The 20042-nt window shown below is 68.3% G+C and carries 15 protein-coding genes and 1 pseudogene; all 16 read right to left on the bottom strand.

The genetic code is table 11. From position 1 onward, the window contains the following. Window positions 1-90: 90 nt before the first annotated feature. Entirely contained in the window at window positions 91-1659 is a 1569-nt protein-coding gene (gene ffh / locus TVH25_RS06350) for a signal recognition particle protein (protein ID WP_169652434.1), read from the bottom strand. A gap of 112 nt (window positions 1660-1771) precedes the next feature. Beyond that, window positions 1772-4287 (bottom strand): annotated as a pseudogene (locus TVH25_RS06345) ([protein-PII] uridylyltransferase). Then, window positions 4277-4615 carry a P-II family nitrogen regulator gene (locus tag TVH25_RS06340; RefSeq protein WP_169620532.1) on the bottom strand — a complete coding sequence of 113 codons (339 nt, stop codon included), beginning with the start codon at window positions 4613-4615 and terminating at the stop codon, window positions 4277-4279. The pseudogene TVH25_RS06345 and the gene TVH25_RS06340 overlap by 11 nt, the downstream one beginning before the upstream one ends. A gap of 89 nt (window positions 4616-4704) precedes the next feature. After that, window positions 4705-6012, bottom strand: coding sequence for an ammonium transporter (locus TVH25_RS06335; RefSeq protein ID WP_169620531.1), 1308 nt, complete (start codon window positions 6010-6012; stop codon window positions 4705-4707). A gap of 268 nt (window positions 6013-6280) precedes the next feature. After that, complete coding sequence (gene ftsY, locus TVH25_RS06330) at window positions 6281-7783, bottom strand: signal recognition particle-docking protein FtsY (RefSeq protein WP_378527885.1); 1503 nt, start codon at window positions 7781-7783, stop codon at window positions 6281-6283. A 12-nt stretch (window positions 7784-7795) separates the two neighbouring features. After that, window positions 7796-11422, bottom strand: a complete 3627-nt coding sequence (gene smc, locus TVH25_RS06325) for a chromosome segregation protein SMC (RefSeq protein ID WP_422423612.1) — start codon at window positions 11420-11422, stop codon at window positions 7796-7798. A 22-nt stretch (window positions 11423-11444) separates the two neighbouring features. Continuing rightward, window positions 11445-11726 carry an acylphosphatase gene (locus TVH25_RS06320; RefSeq protein WP_296550953.1) on the bottom strand — a complete coding sequence of 94 codons (282 nt, stop codon included), beginning with the start codon at window positions 11724-11726 and terminating at the stop codon, window positions 11445-11447. A gap of 7 nt (window positions 11727-11733) precedes the next feature. Continuing rightward, entirely contained in the window at window positions 11734-12171 is a 438-nt protein-coding gene (locus tag TVH25_RS06315; protein WP_169620527.1) for an OsmC family protein, read from the bottom strand. A gap of 57 nt (window positions 12172-12228) precedes the next feature. Beyond that, window positions 12229-13092, bottom strand: a complete 864-nt coding sequence (mutM, locus tag TVH25_RS06310; protein ID WP_296550952.1) for a bifunctional DNA-formamidopyrimidine glycosylase/DNA-(apurinic or apyrimidinic site) lyase — start codon at window positions 13090-13092, stop codon at window positions 12229-12231. A gap of 4 nt (window positions 13093-13096) precedes the next feature. Further along, the gene (gene rnc / locus TVH25_RS06305; protein WP_169620525.1) at window positions 13097-13870 is read right to left on the bottom strand and encodes a ribonuclease III; all 774 of its coding nucleotides are present in this window, start codon (window positions 13868-13870) and stop codon (window positions 13097-13099) included. A 13-nt stretch (window positions 13871-13883) separates the two neighbouring features. Next, window positions 13884-14066: a 50S ribosomal protein L32 gene (rpmF, locus tag TVH25_RS06300; RefSeq protein WP_006551208.1), complete on the bottom strand. Its 183-nt coding sequence runs from the start codon at window positions 14064-14066 to the stop codon at window positions 13884-13886. A 2-nt stretch (window positions 14067-14068) separates the two neighbouring features. Continuing rightward, window positions 14069-14593, bottom strand: coding sequence for a YceD family protein (locus TVH25_RS06295; RefSeq protein ID WP_240952119.1), 525 nt, complete (start codon window positions 14591-14593; stop codon window positions 14069-14071). Window positions 14594-14794: 201 nt separating this feature from the next. Further along, entirely contained in the window at window positions 14795-15553 is a 759-nt protein-coding gene (locus tag TVH25_RS06290) for a DivIVA domain-containing protein (RefSeq protein WP_422423610.1), read from the bottom strand. A gap of 140 nt (window positions 15554-15693) precedes the next feature. Beyond that, window positions 15694-16197 (bottom strand): pantetheine-phosphate adenylyltransferase, encoded by a 504-nt coding sequence (coaD, locus tag TVH25_RS06285; protein ID WP_422423609.1) that lies wholly within the window; start codon window positions 16195-16197, stop codon window positions 15694-15696. Next, window positions 16194-16760, bottom strand: a complete 567-nt coding sequence (rsmD, locus tag TVH25_RS06280; protein ID WP_422423608.1) for a 16S rRNA (guanine(966)-N(2))-methyltransferase RsmD — start codon at window positions 16758-16760, stop codon at window positions 16194-16196. The genes coaD and rsmD overlap by 4 nt, the downstream gene beginning before the upstream one ends. Further along, window positions 16757-20026 (bottom strand): pyruvate carboxylase, encoded by a 3270-nt coding sequence (locus tag TVH25_RS06275; protein ID WP_422423607.1) that lies wholly within the window; start codon window positions 20024-20026, stop codon window positions 16757-16759. Before TVH25_RS06275 ends, rsmD begins: the two co-directional genes overlap by 4 nt. Between the last annotated feature and the right edge of the window lie 16 nt (window positions 20027-20042).

The raw sequence follows: 20042 nt of genomic DNA, 5'->3' as shown, positions 1-20042 counted from the left end.
GTCCGAGCCGACCCACAGTTCGACGGGCTCACCGTCGAGCGTCTTTCCCCGAACCGCGAATGCCTCGGCGGTCCCCCCTGCCACCGGTCGCTACTTCTTCGGCAGCTTGAACTGCGAGAGGTCGAATCCCTCGAGGCCGGGCGGCAACTCGTCGAGACCCTTCGGCATCTTCGACAGATCCGGCATGCCACCCGGAAGTCCGCCGGGCAGGCCCGGGAAGCCGCCGGGCAAGCCGCCCCGCACCTTCGGCGGAGTGGGCCCGCGGCCGCCCTTCTTGCCCTTCTTGCCCTTCTTGGACCGCTGGTTCTTGCGAGAGCCCATGCCCATCTGGCCGGCCATCGCCGTCATCATCTTGCGGGCTTCGAAGAAGCGGTCGACGAGCTGGTTCACGTCGGAGACCTTCACGCCGGAACCGTTGGCGATACGGAGACGACGCGAACCGTTGATGATCTTCGGGTTCGCCCGCTCGGCCGGGGTCATGCCGCGGATGATCGCCTGGATGCGGTCGAGCTGCTTCTCGTCGACGTTGGCCAGCGCGTCCTTCATCTGGCCCGCGCCGGGCAGCATGCCCAAGAGGTTTGCGATCGGCCCCATCTTGCGGACGGCCATCATCTGGTCGAGGAAGTCCTCGAGCGTGAGCTCTCCCGAACCGATCCGGTTGGCCGTGGCTTCGGCCTGCTCGGCGTCGAAGACCTGCTCGGCCTGCTCGATGAGGGTGAGCACGTCGCCCATGCCGAGGATCCGGCTCGCCATGCGCTCGGGGTGGAAGACGTCGAAGTCTTCGAGCTTCTCACCGGTCGACGCGAACATGATCGGCTGACCGGTCAGTTCGCGGACGCTCAGGGCGGCGCCACCGCGGGCATCGCCGTCCAGCTTGGTCAGCACGACGCCACTGAATCCGACGCCGGCACGGAAGGCCTCGGCGGTGCTGACGGCATCCTGGCCGATCATCGCGTCGAGGACGAACAGCACCTCGTCGGGATCGACCGCATCGCGGATCCCGGCGGCCTGAGCCATCAGTTCCTCGTCGATGCCGAGACGACCGGCGGTGTCGACGATCACGACGTCGTACTGCTTGCTCTTCGCCTCGGCGATGCCCTGCTCGGCCACCGCGACGGGGTCTGCCGCCGTGATGCCCAGAGCGTTCTCGCCGCCGCCGATGGACGTTCCGGGGTGGGGCGCGAACACCGAGACCCCGGCGCGTTCACCGACCACCTGAAGCTGCGTCACGGCACCGGGCCGCTGCAGGTCGCACGCGACGAGCAGTGGCGTGTGGCCCTGATCCTTCAGCCACTTCGCCAGCTTGCCGGCGAGGGTCGTCTTACCGGCACCCTGCAGACCGGCGAGCATGATGACCGTCGGAGGGGTCTTCGCGAAGCGCAGCCGGCGCGTCTCACCGCCGAGGATCGTGACGAGTTCCTCGTTGACGATCTTGACGACCTGCTGCGCGGGGTTGAGCGCGCCGTGCACCTCGGCACCCTTGGCGCGTTCCTTGATCTTCTTGATGAACTCGCGCACAACGGGAAGGGCGACGTCGGCCTCGAGAAGCGCGAGGCGGATCTCGCGGCACGTGGCGTCGATGTCTGCGTCGGACAGGCGTCCCTTGCCCCGCAGGTCCTTCAGGACCCCTGTCAACCTGTCGGAAAGGGATTCGAACACCGAATGCGCTCCTGGGCTATGACGAAGATGCGGACAATTCTGCGAACCAGGGTAGCCGCTCCCGATCCACAAGCATCGAGTGCGGCCACCCAGCCGGCAGGATCACGGTCGTTCAGGACTCCGTTGCGGGCTTCTTCGGCTCGGCCGTAGGCAGGACGGCGAGGAGCTCACGCTCGAGGCGCTCACGCGACGCTCGTGTGTCGAGCCCGGTCAGGTCCACTCCGAAGGCGTCGACCACGGTCGTGCCGAGCGTGGTCACCCGCGCCCAGCGCACATCGGCGCCGACCCGTTCGAACACATCGGCCAGCCGGCACAACAGTCCGAGGCGGTCCTCCGCGCGCAGTTCGAGCACCACCTGTCCGGGCTCGGACGCGTCGAACCAGATCAGGCGCGGTGGCGCCTGCGCGTACATGCCGGGCACGGCGTGCTCGGCCCGCTCCGGAGTCCGGCCTTCCCGCGCGGCGCGGTCTTTCGCGTCGAGTTCGGGCAGCAGGTCCAGGTCTCCGGATCGAGCTCGGCCGAGTTCCTGCCGGAGCAGGCTCGCCTCCGGTGGTGCACCGAATCGGGGCACCACCACGAAGGTGTTGACCGTGCTGCCGGCATGGCTGCCGATCGACGCGGACAGCACCCGGAGTCCGTGCAGGGCAAGGACACCCGCCTCGTCCGACAACACGCCTCGTTCGTCGGGAGCGATGAAGGTGGCCGAGTAGCTGCGGCCGTCCTCGCGGGGATCGAGCGCGACATGCGTGGCGCCCTCCGCGGCCAGCGCCGCCAGTTCCGGATCGATGGGGTCGGGAACGGGGAGCTCCTCACCGGCCATCATCATGCGGCACCGCCGCACCAGTTCCCGCATCAGCGACGCCTTCCAGTCACCCCACACCCCGGGGCCGGTGGCCTGTGAATCGGCTTCCGCGAGCGCGTGGAGCAGTTCGAGCAGGACGGGGTCACCGTCGAGCGCCTCGACCACCGACGCCACCGTCTCGGGGTCGTCGAGGTCGCGCCGGGTCGCGGTGTGCGGCAGCAGCAGGTGGTGGCGCACCATCGCGGTGAGCATGCCGAGATCCGACGGCCACAGTCCCATGCGCCTGCCGATCTGCTGGGCCAGTTCGGCCCCGACGACGCTGTGGTCTCCGCCCCTTCCCTTGCCGATGTCGTGCAGGAGAGCGCCGAGCACGAGCAGGTCGGGACGCGCGACGCGCGTCGTCAGTTCGCTCGCATACACCGCGGTCTCGACGAGGTGCCGGTCGACGGTCCACGTGTGGATCGCGTCGCGCGGCGGCAGGTCGCGCACCGCGCCCCATTCGGGGAGCAGTCGGCCCCACAGGCCCGTCCGGTCGAGCGACTCGATCACGTCCACTGCGCGTCGCCCGGAACCGAGCAGCACGAGCAGGTCGTTGAGCGCTTCCCGCGGCCACGGTTCCCGGAGTTCGGGTGCGTTGTCCGCGAGCCTGGTCAGGGTGGCCGCGGAGATCGGCAGGCCGGACTGCGCTGCGGCGGCAGCGACCCGCGTGATCAGTCCCGGGTCGCGACGCGGATGTGCGTCCCGCGCGAGAGCGACCTCTCCCCCGTGCTCGACGACGCCCTCGTCGAGTGGCCTGCGCACCGGTCCGCGCCGCAACCTCGACAGGCCCTTGCGTGGAAGCGAGTTCGCGGCGGTCCGGAGCCCGACGTCCACCGAATAGCTCACGGTGCGCGCGGATTCGGTGAGCACGCGCGCGAGGTCGAAGCGGTCGCCGATGCGGAGCGCCGCCCCGATCTCGTCGGCGTCCTGCGCACGGAGCTGGTCGCGGCCGCGTGCCGCGACGCGGTGGAGTTCGGTACGCACGTCGAGGAGCCGGCGGTGCGCGGCGGCGAGACCGCCACCGGGCACGTCCGGACCGAGTCCCGGCATGCCGTCGGTGAGCTGCGCGACGGACAGGGCATTGAGCAGCTGTACGTCCCGCAGCCCTCCGCGGCCGCTCTTGAGGTCGGGTTCGGCGCGGTGCGCGATCTGCCCGCTGCGCCGCCATCGGGTCTCTGTCATCTCGAGCAGTTCGTCGAAGCGGGAGCGGATCCCGGTACGCCACTGGCGCCGCACCCCGCCGATCAGCAGGTTGCTCAGCTCCACGTCACCGGCGATGTGCCGGGCTTCGAGCATCCCCAGCGCCGCCGTGAGGTCCGAGGAGAACACCTGCAGCGCCTGCGGGACCGTGCGCACACTGTGGTCGAGTTTGATGTGGGCGTCCCACAGCGGGTACCAGAGCTTGTCGGCGACCTGGGACACCACGGCGCTGTCCATGTCGTCGTGAAGGAGGATCAGGTCCAGATCCGAGTACGGCAGCATCTCGCGACGGCCCAGACCACCCACCGCGACGATCGCGAATCCACAGTCGTGCTTGATGCCGAGCTCGGCACCCTTCGTGGTCAACCAGAATTCGTGCAGGTCGACCAGTGCGTGCCGGAGTGCGGGCGTATCGAGGCGCCGGTTTCGGGAGGTGCCGGCCAGGAGGGCATCGCGGGCGGCGGCGAGGTCGGCCGCTCCGGAGTGTGCGGTGTTGTGGCCCGAAGCCACCGAGGGCCCCGGTCCCCCCCCCCGGCGGGGGGGGGGCCAGGGCCTCGAGTTCCGGACCCGTGGGGGTCAGAGTGCATCCGTTCCTCGTTCTCCGGTACGAACTCGGACCACCGACTCGACGGGGGTGATCCACACCTTGCCGTCGCCGATCTTGCCGGTGCGGGAAGCCTCGACGATGGTCTCGACGACCTTCTCGACCGCCGAGTCGTCCACGACGACCTCGACGCGCACCTTGGGCACGAAATCGACGGAGTACTCGGCGCCGCGGTACACCTCGGTGTGACCCTTCTGGCGCCCGTAGCCCTGCACCTCGCTGACGGTCATGCCGAGCACGCCCGCCTGTTCGAGACCCGCTTTGACATCCTCGAGCGTGAACGGCTTGATGATTGCCGTGATCAGCTTCATATCCTCATCCTTCCCAGTGCCCACTGGCTACTGCGATCACTGCCCGCTGTCTTGGTCTTCTTATCACTTCGGTGCGTTGGAGAAGTCGTTCACTTCAACGCGGTGGCGAAGTCGTATGCGGATTCCGCATGCTCGGCTTCGTCGATTCCGCGGGCTTCTTCCTCGTCCGTCACACGCCAGCCGAGCGGCTTGAGGGCGTATGCGATCACGAGCGTGACGACACCGGTGAACACCAGGGCGACGACCGCGATGACGATCTGGACCACGAGCTGCTTGTAGTCGCCGCCGTAGAACAGGCCGGTCTCGGTTCCCAGGAACCCGATGGCGACGGTGCCCCACAGGCCGGAGACGAGGTGCACGCCGACGACGTCGAGCGAGTCGTCGTAGCCGAACTTGTACTTCAGGCCGACGGCCAGGGCGGACAGCACACCGGCGATGACACCGAGGGCGATCGAGCCGACCGGGCTCAGCGAGCCGGCTGCCGGAGTGATGGCGACCAGGCCGGCGACGGCACCCGACGCGGCACCGAGGCTGGTGGCCTTGCCGTCACGCAGTCGTTCGGTGAGGAGCCAGCCGAGGATCGCGGCGGCGGTTGCGGTGGTGGTGTTGACCCAGGCGAGACCCGCGGTTCCGTCTGCGGCGAATGCCGAACCGGCGTTGAAGCCGAACCAGCCGAACCACAGCAGGGCGGCGCCGAGCATGACGAACGGGAGGTTGTGCGGGCGGAACGCGGTGCGTCCGAAGCCGGCGCGCTTGCCGACCACCAGCGCCAGCACGAGGGCTGCGACACCGGCGTTGATGTGGACCACGGTGCCACCGGCGAAGTCGATCGGTGAGACCGTGGCAACGAGCCCACCTTCACCGTCGTCCGACGTGCCGAACAGCTTGGCCGCGAGTCCGTCTTCCGAACCGGAGAGCAGGCCGCCACCCCACACCATGTGGGCGAGCGGGAAGTAGGCGCAGGTGACCCAGATCGCCGCGAACGCCATCCAGGTTCCGAACTTGACGCGCTCCGACAGAGCACCGCTGATCAGCGCGGTGGTGATGATCGCGAAGGTCACCTGGAAGCCGATGTCGATGATCTGCGGGTAGTTTCCGAGACCGGGCAGGAACTCGCCGCTCTCGTCGTAGATCGCACCCTGCAGACCGAAGTGCTGGAACGGGTTCGCGAAGATGCCGGCGATGTCTTGCGAGCCGTAGGACATCGACCAGCCCCACAGGACGTAGACGACGCCGATCACGGCCATCGCCCCGAACGACATCATCATCATGTTCAGGACGGATTTCGCCCGGGACATTCCGCCGTAGAAGAACGCCAGGCCCGGTGTCATCAACAGCACGAGCGACGCTGCCATCAGCATCCATGCTGCGTCCCCGGTGTTCACCACTTCCTCCACTTGCAACCTCCCTGTTGGTCGCGCCGGACGGCGCGTCGTCATCGAGGGAAAGCTTGGCGGCGTCATGTTTCATCGGAAGCGCCGCACTGTTTCGGAGGTGTGAACGACGAACCGGACTGTGTTTCGTCTGTGTTTCGCCTGTGGAGAACAACGGCGCGCGCACGGCGTATTCGCCGATTTCGCCCGATTCATGCGAGGCCCGACATGCGAGTGGCCGCTCCCCTCCGTCGAGGGAAGCGGCCACATCGAGCGTGTCGCAGCGGGACCGTCAGCCGAGCAGAGCGTCCACGAATGCCTCCGGCTCGAACGGCGCGAGGTCGTCCGCGCCCTCTCCGAGACCGACGAGCTTGACCGGCACACCGAGCTCGTGCTGAACCTGGAACACGATGCCACCCTTGGCGGTGCCGTCGAGCTTGGTGAGGACGACACCGGTGATGTCGACGACGTCGGCGAACACCCGGGCCTGCATGAGACCGTTCTGGCCGATGGTCGCGTCGAGCACGAGCAGTACCTCGTCGACCGCGGCCTTCTTCTCCACGACGCGCTTGACCTTGCCGAGTTCGTCCATCAGGCCGATCTTGGTGTGCAGGCGCCCCGCGGTGTCGATCAGGACCGCGTCGACACCGTTCTCGATCCCCTTCGCCACCGCATCGAATGCGACGGCGGCCGGGTCGGCGGAATCCTTGCCGCGCACCACTTCGGCGCCCACGCGTTCCGCCCAGGTCTGCAACTGATCTGCCGCAGCGGCACGGAAGGTGTCTGCGGCGCCGAGGAGCACCCGGCGGCCGTCGGCGACGAGCACGCGGGCGAGCTTGCCGGTGGTGGTCGTCTTTCCGGTGCCGTTGACGCCCACCACGAGCAGCACGGCCGGATGGTCCTTGTGCGGCAATGCGCGGATCGAACGGTCGAGTTCGGGTCGCAACTCGTCGACGAGGACGCTGCGCAGCAGGGCGCGCGCCTCCGCCTCGGTACGGACCGTGTTCAGTGCGATCTGCTCACGCAGACGATCGACGATCTTGGTCGTGGTCGCGGCACCGAGGTCTGCGACGAGCAGCGTGTCCTCGATCTCCTCCCACGAGTCCTCGTCGAGGTCGCCGCCGCCGAGCAGCCCGAGCAGGCTCTTGCCGACCGCGGACTGCGAGCGGGCGAGGCGCCCGCGCAGGCGCACGAGCCGGCCGGCTGTGGGGTCGATCTCGTCCAGGTCGGGCGCGGCCGGTGCGGCAGGCTCGACCGGTGCCGGCGCCAATTCCGTCTCGACGGTCGTCTCGGTCGTCGGCTGCGTCACGACGACGGGCTCGACGGGCTCCGTGGTCTCGGGAACTGCCTCGGGTTCGACGGTCTCCGGCGCCGTCTCGGGTGCAGGAGCGGTCTCGGGAGCGGTCTCGGGAGCGGTCTCAGGTGCGGGAGCGGTCTCGGGAGCTGCTGCGGGCTCGGCCGGACCGGTTTTCGGCGGGGTCGGCGTGGTCGGCGGCGCCGGAGCCTCCGTGACCTCCTCCGGCAACGGCACCGTGGGCGGTGCGGGCGCCTTGTCGGGCACCGGCCGCTCGACAGGCTGCGGCGGCGCCGTGGCGGTGGGCCCCTGGGTGAAACTGAACCCGCTCTGCGCCGTGTAACCGCCGGAGCGGTCCTTGGTGTCGGCGGCGTCGAGCTCAGGCGTGTCCTTCACCTGGAGCGACACCTGTCGGCGCCGGTACAGCGTCAGACCGACGACGAGCGCAACGAGAACAACCGCCAGGGCGGCCGCGATGATTATCCAAGCTCCGGTACTCACGCCCCCATACTGTCAGGCTTGCGCCTCTTCCTCCGGCCCGGGGACGGGTGTCGGGACGTTCTGGCCGCGCATGCGCTGGGAGATGACACGGGTGATGCCGTCGCCGCGCATGCTGACCCCGTAGAGCGCGTCGGCCACTTCCATCGTGGCCTTCTGGTGCGTGATCACGATGAGCTGGGATTTTTCCCGCAACTGCTCGAACAGTCCGATCAACCGCCGGAGATTGGTGTCGTCCAGTGCGGCCTCGACCTCGTCCATGACGTAGAACGGGGACGGCCGGGCCCGGAAGATCGCGACGAGCATCGCCACTGCGGTCAGCGACTTCTCGCCACCGGACAGCAACGACAACCGCTTGACCTTCTTGCCCGGGGGCCGGGCCTCGACCTCGATGCCTGTGGTGAGCATGTTGCCGGGCTCGGTGAGCACCAGCCGACCTTCACCGCCGGGAAACAGCTTCGCGAACACCTGCTCGAACTCGCGTTCGACGTCGACCCACGCCTCGGTGAAGATCTGGAGGATGCGGGCGTCCACTTCGTCGACGACGGCCAGGAGGTCCTTGCGGGCGTTCTTGACGTCCTCGAGCTGAGTGGCCAGGAAGTTGTACCGCTCTTCGAGGGCTGCGAACTCTTCGAGTGCGAGGGGATTGACCTTGCCCAGCGTGGTGAGATCCTTCTCGGCGCGCTTGGCTCGCCGCTCCTGGGTCGTCCGGTCGTAGGGCATGGGTTGAGGCGCGACCACCTGCTCCCCCCGCTCACGAGCTTGCTCGTACTCCGCGATCTCGACGTCGCTCGGAGGCAGCGGCACATCGGGTCCGTATTCCGAGACCAGATCGTCGAGCGCGATGCCGTACTGCTCGAGAATCGTCTGCTCGAGCTGCTCGATTCGCAGCGCCGCCTGAGCACGGGCCACCTCGTCGCGGTGAACGGAGTCGGTGAGCTGGTCGCGCTGCGTGGTGAGTTCCCGCACGAGTGCACGCGCGTGTTCCAGTTTCTCGGTGCATTCGGTGCGCAGGCGCGTGAGTTCCTCGCGGTGGGCGAGTGCCTCTGCGACCACCGTCTCGAGATGCGCAGAGACCCGGCCTCCTGCTTCCGCGACCGCCGCGGCGACCGCAGCGGCCTGTCGCCGGCTGCGGCGGGCACGCTCTGCGCGGGCGCGGGCCTCCCGTTCGGCCTGGGCGGCGCGACGAAGAGAATCAGCTTTTCCGCGAAGGGATTCCGCGCGTTCCTCGGCCGTACGGGCCGCGAGCCTGGCTTCGACCTCGACTGCGCGCACTTCGGCGAGGGCCGCAGCGGTCATCTCACGCTCGGCCGCGGTCGAGTCGGTGCCGCTGCCGTCTCCGGTGCCGGACTGTTCGTCTTCTGCGAGCCGCAGCCGCTCTTCGAGTTCGACGAGCTTCTCCCGCGCGGTGTCGCGTTCCTTCTCTGCCGCCGAACGCTGAGCGGCGAGCCGTTCCGATTCGGCGTGGGCGTTTCGCGCCACCTGCCCGAGCCGCCCCAGCTGCTCGTACACCGCCGACATCGCGGCATCCGACTCGTTGAGAGCGGCGAGGGTCTGCTCGACGTGCTCGGCGCGATCCTTCTGTTCGGTGAGCGCGCCGGCGAGCGCCGCCGCGAGTTCTTCGGACCGCCGGACCGCGCGGTCGAGACCGTCGCGCGACGTATCGATCGCGGCCTGGATCTCGAGGGTGCTCGGTGCACGATCCGATCCGCCGATCACCCAGCCGGAACCGGCGAGATCTCCCCCACGGGTCACCGCGCGCAGGTCGGGGCGCTGGGCACACACGTGTGCCGCCGCGTCGAGATCGTCGACGACGACGGTGCGGGCAAGCAGTGCGTCGAGCGCTCCACGTAGGTCCGGGGGGCAGTCGACGACGTCCCGGACCCAGCGCGCGCCGCTCGGTGGATCGCCCGCGTCGCCGGGGCCGGACGCGTCGGCGGCGACGAACGCGACCCGCCCTTGGTCGGCTGCCGCGAGGGCGGCCACCGCGTCGTTTGCGGACCGCACCGACGCCACCGCGAGGGCATCGGCGGCGGGTCCGAGCGCGGCCGCGACCGTGGCCTCGTACCCGGGTGTCACCCGCAAGCGCTCGGCGAGGGATCCGAGCAGTGCTCCTCCGGTGTCGTTGCCGAGCAACCAGGCAGCGCCGTCCTTACGTTCGAGTCCCATCGACAGTGCGTCGATGCGGGCCTCGAGCGAGGCGACCTCCTTGCCGGCCGCACGTTCGGCTTCCTGCAGTTCGGTGACCCGCGCGTCGGCGAGGCGCTGCGCAGCGACTGCCCGTTCGTGTTGCGCGTCCGCGTCGATCTCCCCGGCGTCGAGGTCGGCGATGCTGCGTTGCGCGGTTTCGAACTCAGCCTGGGCCTCGACGCCGCGCAGGCGTGCTTCTTCGATCGCGACGGTCAGGCGCGCGATCTCCGAGTCGACGGAGTCCGCCCGGGTGCGGAACGTGTCGACCTGCCCGGCGAGGCGTGCGAGCCCCTCGCGTCGGTCGGCGATGGCACGCACCGCCGCCATGTGTGCCCGTTCGGCGGCAACTGCGAGTTCTTCCTGAGCGGCGAGTTGTTCCCGCGCGGCCTCGAGCGTTCCGTGCGCGATCTCGACGGCTTCGACGAGTTCGGCTTCCTCGGCGGCGATCCGGTCGGCGCGGGCCTCCATCTCGTCGGGGTCCTGCCCTGAGCGGTCCTCGGGTTCGCTATGAAGGTGGCGGGCGCGCTCCTGCGCGACCCGCACTGTCGCCGACACCCGTTCGGCGAGCGCCGACAGCCGGAACCAGGCCTGCGACGCGGCCTCGGCGCCCGGGGTGAGCTGGGCGAGCGACTGCTCGAAGTGGGCGAGTTCGATGTTGGCGTCGTCGAGCGCGGACAGGATGTGGTCGAGGCGCTCCCGGATGGTGCGTTCCTCCTCGTCCTGACCGGCGAGTTCGGCGCGGCGGGTGACGAGGTCGTCGGCGGCGAGCCGCAGCCGCGCGTCGCGCAGATCGGCCTGGATGCTCTGTGCACGGCGCGCGACCTCCGCCTGCCGGCCCAGCGGCTTGAGCTGGCGGCGCAGTTCCGCGGTGAGGTCGGTGAGCCGGGCGAGGTTGGCCTGCATCGAATCGAGCTTGCGGACGGCCTTTTCCTTGCGGCGGCGGTGTTTGAGAACCCCGGCAGCCTCTTCGATGAAGGCGCGGCGATCTTCCGGGCGCGACTCGAGGATCGCGGCGAGGCGTCCCTGGCCGACGATGACGTGCATCTCACGGCCGATGCCGGAGTCGGAGAGCAGTTCCTGCACGTCCATGAGCCGGCACGAACTGCCGTTGATCTCGTATTCGCCGGCGCCGTCGCGGAACATGCGCCGGGTGATGGAGACTTCGGAGTATTCGATGGGCAGTGCGCCGTCGGCGTTGTCGATCGTGAGGGTCACTTCGGCGCGGCCGAGTGCCTGCCTGCCCGCGGTGCCCGCGAAGATGACGTCCTGCATCTTGCCGCCGCGCAGCGCTTTGGCGCCCTGCTCCCCCATGACCCAGGTGAGGGCATCGACGACGTTGGATTTGCCGGAGCCGTTCGGTCCGACGACGCAGGTGATACCGGGCTCGAAGCGCAGAGTCGTCGACGACGCGAAAGACTTGAAGCCCTTCAGCGTCAGACTCTTCAAGTGCATGGGAGAGAACCTTACCGGCGACTCAGCGCTCGACGAACCCGGTCAGCCCGCCCCGCGCAGGTTCCCAGCTCTCGACGACGAGCCGGACCTCGCCCGGCGTCCCCGGCGAGCGGAGCAGGTCGAGGAGCCGTTCCAGGTCGGCGAGCGGACCCTCGGCGATGACGAGGACCCGCCCGTCGGGGTGGTTGGTGGCGTGACCGACCAGACCGAGTTCGAGTGCGCGCGCCCGCGTCCACCAGCGGAATCCGACGCCTTGCACGCGTCCGTGCACCCACGCGGTCAGGCGCTGCGGTGTCTCGGCCACGATGTCCCTACGCGTCCGGGGTGATGGTCAGCGTCACCTGGGTGCCGCGCTCGAGAGTCCGTCCCACCGTGCACACCTTGGCGATGGAACGCTCGACGAGTGCGATGAGGCGTTGCTGCGCGTCGGCGTCGAGTTCGGACATGTCGACCTCGAGGTTCTCGGCCAGGTGCGGGTAGACCTCGTTCTCACGATCGGCGGCACCCGCGACGCGGATGGTGGCGTCGTAATCGTCGCCGAGCCTGCGGGAGAGCGGAAAGTCCGAGCTCATTCCCGAGCATGCGGCGAGTGCGATCTTGAGCAGTTCTCCGGGGGTGAACACCCCTTCGACGCCTTCGGAACCGATGGCCACTTCGGCGCCGCGTGAGCTGCGGCCGGTGTAGCGACGGGTGCCGGTGCGCTCCACCCACAACTCGGTGGGCGCGGTATCAGGAGTCGGGTCAGCCATACGGAGAATCCTGCCATGCGCGGCCGACACGGGCCGCACGCAGGACCTCGGATCCGCTCACCGCCCGGCGCGCGGCCGCGGCTGGCACTTGGGGCAACTGTACGAGGAGCGGTTCATGAACTTCTCACGCCGGATGGGAGCCCCGCACCGCCTGCACGGCAGGTTCTCCTGGCCGTACACGTTGAGCGACCGCTCGAAGTAACCCGATTCACCGTTCACGTTGACGTACAGCGCATCGAACGAGGTGCCGCCCTGGTCGAGCGCCTCCCCCATCACCTCTCGCGCTGCCTCGAGGACCGATTTCAGTTTCGGTCCGGACAGGCTGTCGGTGAGGCGGTTGCCGTGGATCTTGGCGCGCCACAGCGCTTCGTCGGCGTAGATGTTCCCGATGCCGGACACCACCGTTTGATCGAGGAGTGCTCGTTTGATCTCGGTGTGCTTGCCGCGCAACACCTTTACGACCGCATCAGGGTCGAACCGCGGATCCATGGGGTCGCGCGCGATGTGCGCGACCGGCAGCGGGAGGCGTGCTCCGTCGACGTCGAGGAGCGGCGCGAGCGCCCATCCCCCGAACGTCCGCTGGTCGACGAAGCGCAGTTCTGCCCCGTTGTCGAGGACAGCCCGGATGCGTAAATGCTTCTCCTGGGGCACCGTCGGGGGTTGCACGAGCATCTGACCGCTCATTCCGAGGTGTACGACGAGTGCGATGTCGCCGGGCTCGAGCACGAGCCACATGTACTTGCCGCGCCGCTCCGCTGCGGTGATGTGCTGCCCGGTCAGTTGCAGCGCGAGATCACGCGGTCCCGGTTCGTGCCGGCGCACCGCGCGTGGGTGCAGAACCTGAACGGACTCGATGGTCGCGCCGAGGATGTGCGCCTCGAGACCCCGACGGACCACTTCCACCTCGGGGAGTTCGGGCACGTGCTCAGGCGTCCTCGGAAGAAGCGTCCGTCTCTGCGGTCTCGCCGGCGGACTGATCGGAGAGCGCCTGCCACGCCGTGGCTGCCGCCTTCTGTTCTGCTTCCTTCTTGGTCCGGCCTATGCCGACACCGAGTGGAGTACCGCCGATGATCGCGGTGGCGGTGAATTCCTTGTCGTGATCGGGACCGGTCGCGGTGATCTCGTACACCGGAACACCGAGGCCTCGCTCCGCAGTGAGTTCCTGCAGGCTCGTCTTCCAGTCGAGACCGGCGCCCAGGCGCGGGCCGCGCTCGAGGAGATCACTGAACAGACGCAGTACCACCTCGCGGGCCACGTCGATGCCGTGCTGCAGATGCACGGCGCCGAGCAGGGATTCCATGCCGTCGGCGAGAATGCTGGCCTTGTCCTTGCCTCCTGTGAGTTCTTCACCCTTACCGAGAAGCAGGTGTGCGCCGAGTCCACCGGGGCCGAGCTTGCGCGCGACCTCCGCGAGAGCGTGCATGTTGACGACGCTCGCACGGATCTTCGCGAGCTCACCCTCGGACTTGTCCGGGTGGGTCAGATAGAGCTTTTCCGTGACGGCGAGTCCGAGGACCGCGTCGCCGAGAAACTCGAGACGTTCGTTGGTGGGAAGACCGCCGTTCTCGTACGCGTACGAGCGGTGCGTCAACGCCAGGATCAATAATTCGGGTTCCAAAGTCACGCCGAGGGCGACGAGGAGAGGTGTGTACTGCTCCTCGTCGCCCACGGGTGGTGTATTGGTCGACTTGCTCGTCACGTGAATACCGTTACTAGACGGGCGCGGTCACCTGACGGCCGTTGTACGTACCGCACGACGGGCACGCCACGTGGGGCAGCTTCTTCTCGCCGCAGCCACGGTTCGGGCAGGTAACGAGCGTCGGCGCAGTGGTGTTCCACTGGCTGCGCCGCGACCGGGTATTGGAACGCGACATTCTGCGCTTGGGGACGGCCACGTCTACTTCTCCTCGTTGTTCATGCTGACGATTTCACTGCTGGATTTTTCGGAGCCTGCACCGAACTTGGCTGCCAACCCAGCCCAGCGAGGATCCATTATCTCATGCCCGTGCCCGGATTCCGCAATCGCCAGGCGAATGCCGCATTCGGGACACAAGCCCGCACAGTCGTCGCTGCACAGCGGCTGGAGCGGAAGCTCCAGGCCCACGGCATCGACGAGGACGGGTTCGAGGTCGATCAGGTCGTCTTCGACCCGGTAGACCTCATCTTCGGCGGAAGTCTGATCCGTGACGCTGTTCGGGTAGGCGAACAACTCGGTGAGAAACAGATCGACAGGTTCGGTGAACTGCTCGAGACAACGCGAGCACTCACCGACAGCCTCGGATCGAACTGTACCCGTGACCAGAACACCTTCGGACACCGCCTCCATCCGAAGATCGAGTGCGATATCGGTTCCTGGCTCGATCGCGATCAGATCGAGCCCGATCCGAGAGGGAGACGGAACGACGCGCTCTACCGTACGCATGGAGCCTGGGCGCCTGCCCAGGGAGAGCGTATCCAGAACCAGACCGCCCTCTCGATCGCGACGAGACGCGTTGGTATGGCGGGAGGACACGAAAACTCACTTTCGGATAGACGGCACTGCCAAGTGATTGGGCAACCGTTCTATAATACGCGATCACACCCCCGGCAGGAAACCGTCGGATACTCCGGCTCGCTGCGTCGGTCAGCGCCGGCGTACAGCGCGATGATCGGCTTCCGCGTAGTCGGGAACGCCGGAGGTACGCAACTGCTGACGTCCGCGGCCTACCGACCGCAGCGTGCCTCCGAGGAGTTCCTCGAACTCCGCGAGCTTGCTGTCGATGTATTCGTCGCATTCGGTGCGCAACCGGTCCGACTCGGCGTGGGCGGAGTCGATGACCCGGGCCGACTCCGCGTGCGCGGCCTGCACCACTTCGGTCTGCGACACCAGGCGTGCCTTCTCCGCCTCACCGTCGGCCACCGACCGCTCGTACGAGGCCTGCCCGGCCTCGGCCAGACGTTCGGCGTCGGCGCGTGCCCTGCCGGTGAGAAGTTCGTACTGCTGCTTGCCGTCGGTGATGAGATCGTCCGCTTCGACCCGCGCGTCCTGCACCAGTTCGTCGGCGTGCGCACGCGCCTCCCCGACCATGCGATCGGCCTGGGCCTTCGCGTCCGCGAGCATCCGGTCGGCGTCGGCGCGCGCGGTCTCGCGGAGCGCGCGGGCCTCCTCGTCGGCGTCTCCGACGGTCTTGTCGGCTTGCGCACGCGCGTCGTCGATCAGCTTGTCGCGATGGTCGAGGACGTCCTGTGCATCGTCGAGTTCGGGCGGCAGTGCGTCGCGGACGTCGTCGAGAAGCTCGAGTACGTCACCGCGGGGAACCACACAGCTCGCGGTCATCGGGACGCTGCGCGCCTCTTCGACGATCGCGACCAGTTCGTCGAGTGCCTCGAATACCCGGTACACGTTCTACCCCAATCACTCGCTTCACCCGGCCGCTGCGACCGTGCCGCATCCAGTCTGCCGCAGCGCGGCCCCAGCAGGTGTTCCCCGCGCCGGTGTGTCGAGAAACCGCGAGAAACCGGAGAGAGTGTGAAAAGTCTCGCTCAGCGGCCGCCGTTGCGGACAGCGGCCCGTTCGGCAATGCGGGCGAGCAGCCGTTCATGGACGGCCGCCGGCAGCATGTCGTGCACGTCTCCCCCGTACGTCGCGACCTCCTTGACCAAGGAACTGGAGAGGTAACCGAAAGCAGGATTGGTCGCCACGAACAGGGTGTCGACACCGGTGAGCTTGTGGTTCATCTGGGCCATCTGCAACTCGTAGTCGAAGTCGTTGGCGCCGCGCAGACCTTTGACGATCGCGGAGATGTCGTTCGCCTTCGCGTAGTCGACGAGAAGGCCCTGCCACGAATCGACAGTCACGTTCCCCAGATGCGATGTCGCTTCGGCGAGCATGTCGAGTCGCTCCGGAACGGTGAACATCCCCTGCTTGTTCGGGTTGATCACCACCGTCACCACGACCTCGTCGAACTGGAGGGAAGTCCGTCCGATGACGTCGAGGTGCCCGTTGGTCACCGGGTCGAAGGATCCTGGGCAGACCGCACGGCTCATGACCCAGCACCGTAGCAGGTAGCGATTTCGATCCTGCTCTCCCCATATCTACGTGTACGTCCCGGCTCGAATGCGTCCGGCCACACCGTTTCCGGTGATCGTGACGACCGCTCGAGCACCACGACGGAGTCCTCCCCTACCCAGCCGCCGGCAAGGAGCGCGTCCAGTATCGCCGCGATCTGCTGCTCGTCCACGGCGTAGGGCGGATCGGCGAGCACGAGGTCGTACACCCGATCGGCAGGAGCGGCGAGCACCGCCGCCACCGGTGCCGTACGCAAGACGGCTCCCGGCACCCGCACGGTCGCGATGTTCTCCCGGATCACCGCGGCCGCTTTCGCATCCGATTCGACGAGCAGGGCATGAGCAGCGCCCCTCGACAGTGCTTCGAGGCCGAGTGCGCCCGACCCGGCAAACAGGTCCAGGACCGCGGCACCGTCGAGGTCCATTCGTGCTTCGAGCGAACTGAAGAGCGCCTCGCGCACCCGCTCCGAGGTAGGCCGGGTCCCGCGGGGCGGCCCCCCCCGGCCCCCCCCCCCGGCCGTCCCGGCAACGATGCGTGTCACTCGGCGCTGTCCGCGGTGGACACCTCCACGAGCAGGTCGCCGCCTTCGACCTGCTGCACGGGACCGATCGCGACCCGCGCGACGCGGCCTCCGCGAGGAGCGGTGATCGCCGCTTCCATCTTCATCGCCTCGATGGTCGCGACGGTGTCGCCGGCCGAGACGGTCTGGCCTTCGGAGACCACCAGGGTCACCATTCCGGCGAACGGCGCCGCGACGTGGCCGGGGTGGTTCCGGTCGGCCTTCTCCGCCGCGGGCACCTCGGACGCGACGGAGCGGTCACGCACCGCCACCGGGCGCAACTGCCCGTTGAGAATGCACATCACCGTGCGGAAACCGCGCTCGTCGGCGTCCGAGATCGCCTCGAGTCCGATGAGCAGTTCGACGCCCTTGTCCAGGCGCACCCGGTGTTCGTCACTCTGCCGGAGCCCGTAGAAGAACTGGTTGGCGGACAGCTCTGTGGTGTCCCCGTACTGCTCGCGGTGGTTCTCGAAGTCCTTGGCGGGGCCGGGAAACAGCAGCCGGTTGAGCGTGCGCCGGCGTTCGGACGACGACGCGACCAGGCCTTTTTCTTCGTCCGCGGTCAGCTGCTTTTCCGGCTTCGCGTCGGCACGGCCCGCCAGCGCCTTGCTGCGGAACGGCTCGGGCCATCCGCCCGCCGGCGTGCCCAGGTCGCCGCGCAGGAATCCGATCACCGAATCCGGGATGTCGAACTTGCCCGGGTCCGCCGCGAACTCGTCGACCGACACGCCCGCACCGACGAGGTGCAGCGCGAGGTCGCCGACCACCTTCGACGACGGTGTGACCTTGATGAGCCGCCCGAGCAGGCGGTCGGCTCCGGCGTACGCCGCCTCGACGTCTTCGAAGCGGTCGCCGAGACCCAGTGCGATGGCCTGCTGACGCAGGTTCGACAGCTGACCACCCGGAATCTCGTGGGTGTAGACGCGACCGGTCGGAGCCGGAAGGCCCGACTCGAACGGCTTGTAGACCTTGCGCAGCGCCTCCCAGTACGGCTCGAGGTCGCACACGGCCTGCAGATCCAGGCCTGTGTCGAACTCGCTGTTCGCCGCTGCGGCCACGATCGCCGACAACGCCGGCTGGCTCGTCGTTCCGGCCAACGCCGCCGACGCACCGTCGACCGCGTCGGCGCCCGCGTGCCACACCGCGAGGTAGGTCGCCAGCTGGCCACCGGGGGTGTCGTGGGTGTGCACGTGCACCGGGAGGTCGAAATTCTTGCGCAATGCCGACACGAGAGTGGCCGCGGCGGGTGCGCGCAGAAGTCCGGCCATGTCCTTGATGGCGAGCACATGCGCGCCGGCCTCGACGATCTGCTCGGCCAGCTTCAGGTAGTAGTCGAGGGTGTAGATCGTCTCGTTCGGGTTCGACAGATCACCGGTGTACGACAGGGCGACCTCGGCGATCGTCGTGCCGGTCTCCCGGACCGCGTCGATCGCGGGGCGCATCTGATCGACATTGTTGAGTGCGTCGAAGATGCGGAAGATGTCGATGCCCGTGGCCGCGGCTTCCTGCACGAAGGCACGGGTCACGGCCTCGGGGTACGGGGTGTAGCCGACGGTGTTGCGGCCCCGCAGGAGCATCTGGAGATTGATGTTCGGGATCGCTTCGCGCAGTGCGGCGAGCCGTTCCCACGGATCCTCGTGCAGGAAGCGCAGTGCCACGTCGTAGGTCGCGCCGCCCCAGGCCTCGATCGAGAGCAGTTCGGGCGTCATCCGGGCGACGTGCCCGGCGACGGTGAGCAGGTCCTTGCTGCGGACCCGCGTCGCGAGCAGCGACTGGTGCGCATCGCGGAAGGTGGTGTCGGTGACGCCGACCGCCTTCTGCTCGCGCAGGGCGCGTGCGAACCCCTCGGGGCCGAGTTCGAGAAGCCGTTGCCGCGAGCCTGCCGGCGGCGGGGTGCTCAGATCGATGTCCGGCAGCTTGTCGTGCGGGTAGACCGTGGTCGGCCGCTCACCGTGCGGTTTGTTGACCGTGACGTCGGCCAGGTAGGTGAGGATTTTCGTTCCGCGGTCCGCCGACGAGCGCAGCGTCAGAAGCTGCGGGCGCTGCTCGATGAACGAGGTGTTGACGCGCCCGGCCCGGAAGTCCGCGGCGCCGCGGCCGGCCGGGAGGGGCGGGGTGTTGGGGGGGCCCCCGCGGCGGCGGAACCCGGCGCCCCCGGGGGTCCGGTAGCCGGTGATGCGTCCGGTATCGGGCCGGAACCCGTTGGCGGGATCCTCCGTCGTGATGCGGCACTGCAGCGCGGCACCGCGGATGGTGATCTTGTCCTGGCTCAACCCCAGATCCTCGAGCGATTCGCCGGCTGCGATGCGCAGCTGTGCCTGGACGAGGTCGACGTCGGTGATCTCCTCGGTGACCGTGTGCTCGACCTGGATGCGCGGGTTCATCTCGATGAACACGTGGTTGCCGCGCTCGTCGACGAGGAATTCGACCGTGCCTGCGCACTGGTAACCGATCTCCCGTGCGAACGCGACCGCGTCCGCGCAGATGCGATCGCGGAGTGCGGGGTCGAGGTTCGGCGCGGGCGCCAACTCGATCACCTTCTGGTGGCGGCGCTGAAGCGAGCAGTCGCGCTCGTAGAGATGGATGACGTTGCCGTAGTTGTCGGCGAGGATCTGCACCTCGATGTGCCGGGGGTTGACCACGGCCTGCTCGAGGAACACGGTCGGATCGCCGAAGGCGGCGTCGGCTTCACGCGACGCGGCTTCGATGGACTCCCGCAACTGATCGGGCTCGGCGACGCGGCGCATGCCTCGTCCGCCACCGCCGGCGACGGCCTTGACGAAGATCGGGAAATGCATGTTCTCGGACGCGGCCACCAGAGCGTCGACGTCGGCGGAGGGTTCCGACGACGCCAGCACCGGCAGACCGGCGGCTTTCGCCGCTGCGATCGCGCGCGCCTTGTTTCCGGTCAGCTCGAGGATCTCGGCGGGCGGGCCGACGAAGGTGATGCCGGCGTTCGCGCATGCCGCTGCCAGTTCGGGGTTCTCCGAGAGGAAGCCGTAACCGGGATAGATCGCGTCGGCCCCGGCGGACACGGCGGCGTCGACGATCCGGTCCACGGACAGGTACGTCCGGACGGGATGGCCTTCCTCACCGATCTGGTACGCCTCGTCCGCTTTCAGGCGGTGGAGCGAGTTGCGGTCTTCGTACGGGAACACCGCGACAGTTCCGGCGCCCAGTTCGTAGGCGGCACGGAACGCCCGGATCGCGATCTCGCCACGGTTGGCGACAAGCACTTTGGAGAACATTGGACGACGGTACCGC

Origin of the sequence: Rhodococcus sp. 7Tela_A2, from assembly GCF_049311045.1 — a bacterium.
Lineage (GTDB): Bacteria > Actinomycetota > Actinomycetes > Mycobacteriales > Mycobacteriaceae > Rhodococcus.
Note: the sequence above shows the minus strand (reverse complement) of the source record. Positions and strands in the feature narration are given on the sequence as shown.

Coding starts and splice junctions, on each gene's coding strand:
- TVH25_RS06275 (WP_422423607.1), bottom strand. CDS start 20,026: ATGTTCTCCAAAGTGCTTGTCGCCAACCGTGGCGAGATCGCGATCCGG.
- TVH25_RS06340 (WP_169620532.1), bottom strand. CDS start 4,615: ATGAAGCTGATCACGGCAATCATCAAGCCGTTCACGCTCGAGGATGTC.
- TVH25_RS06295 (WP_240952119.1), bottom strand. CDS start 14,593: ATGCGTACGGTAGAGCGCGTCGTTCCGTCTCCCTCTCGGATCGGGCTC.
- TVH25_RS06315 (WP_169620527.1), bottom strand. CDS start 12,171: ATGGCTGACCCGACTCCTGATACCGCGCCCACCGAGTTGTGGGTGGAG.
- coaD (WP_422423609.1), bottom strand. CDS start 16,197: ATGAGCCGTGCGGTCTGCCCAGGATCCTTCGACCCGGTGACCAACGGG.
- smc (WP_422423612.1), bottom strand. CDS start 11,422: ATGCACTTGAAGAGTCTGACGCTGAAGGGCTTCAAGTCTTTCGCGTCG.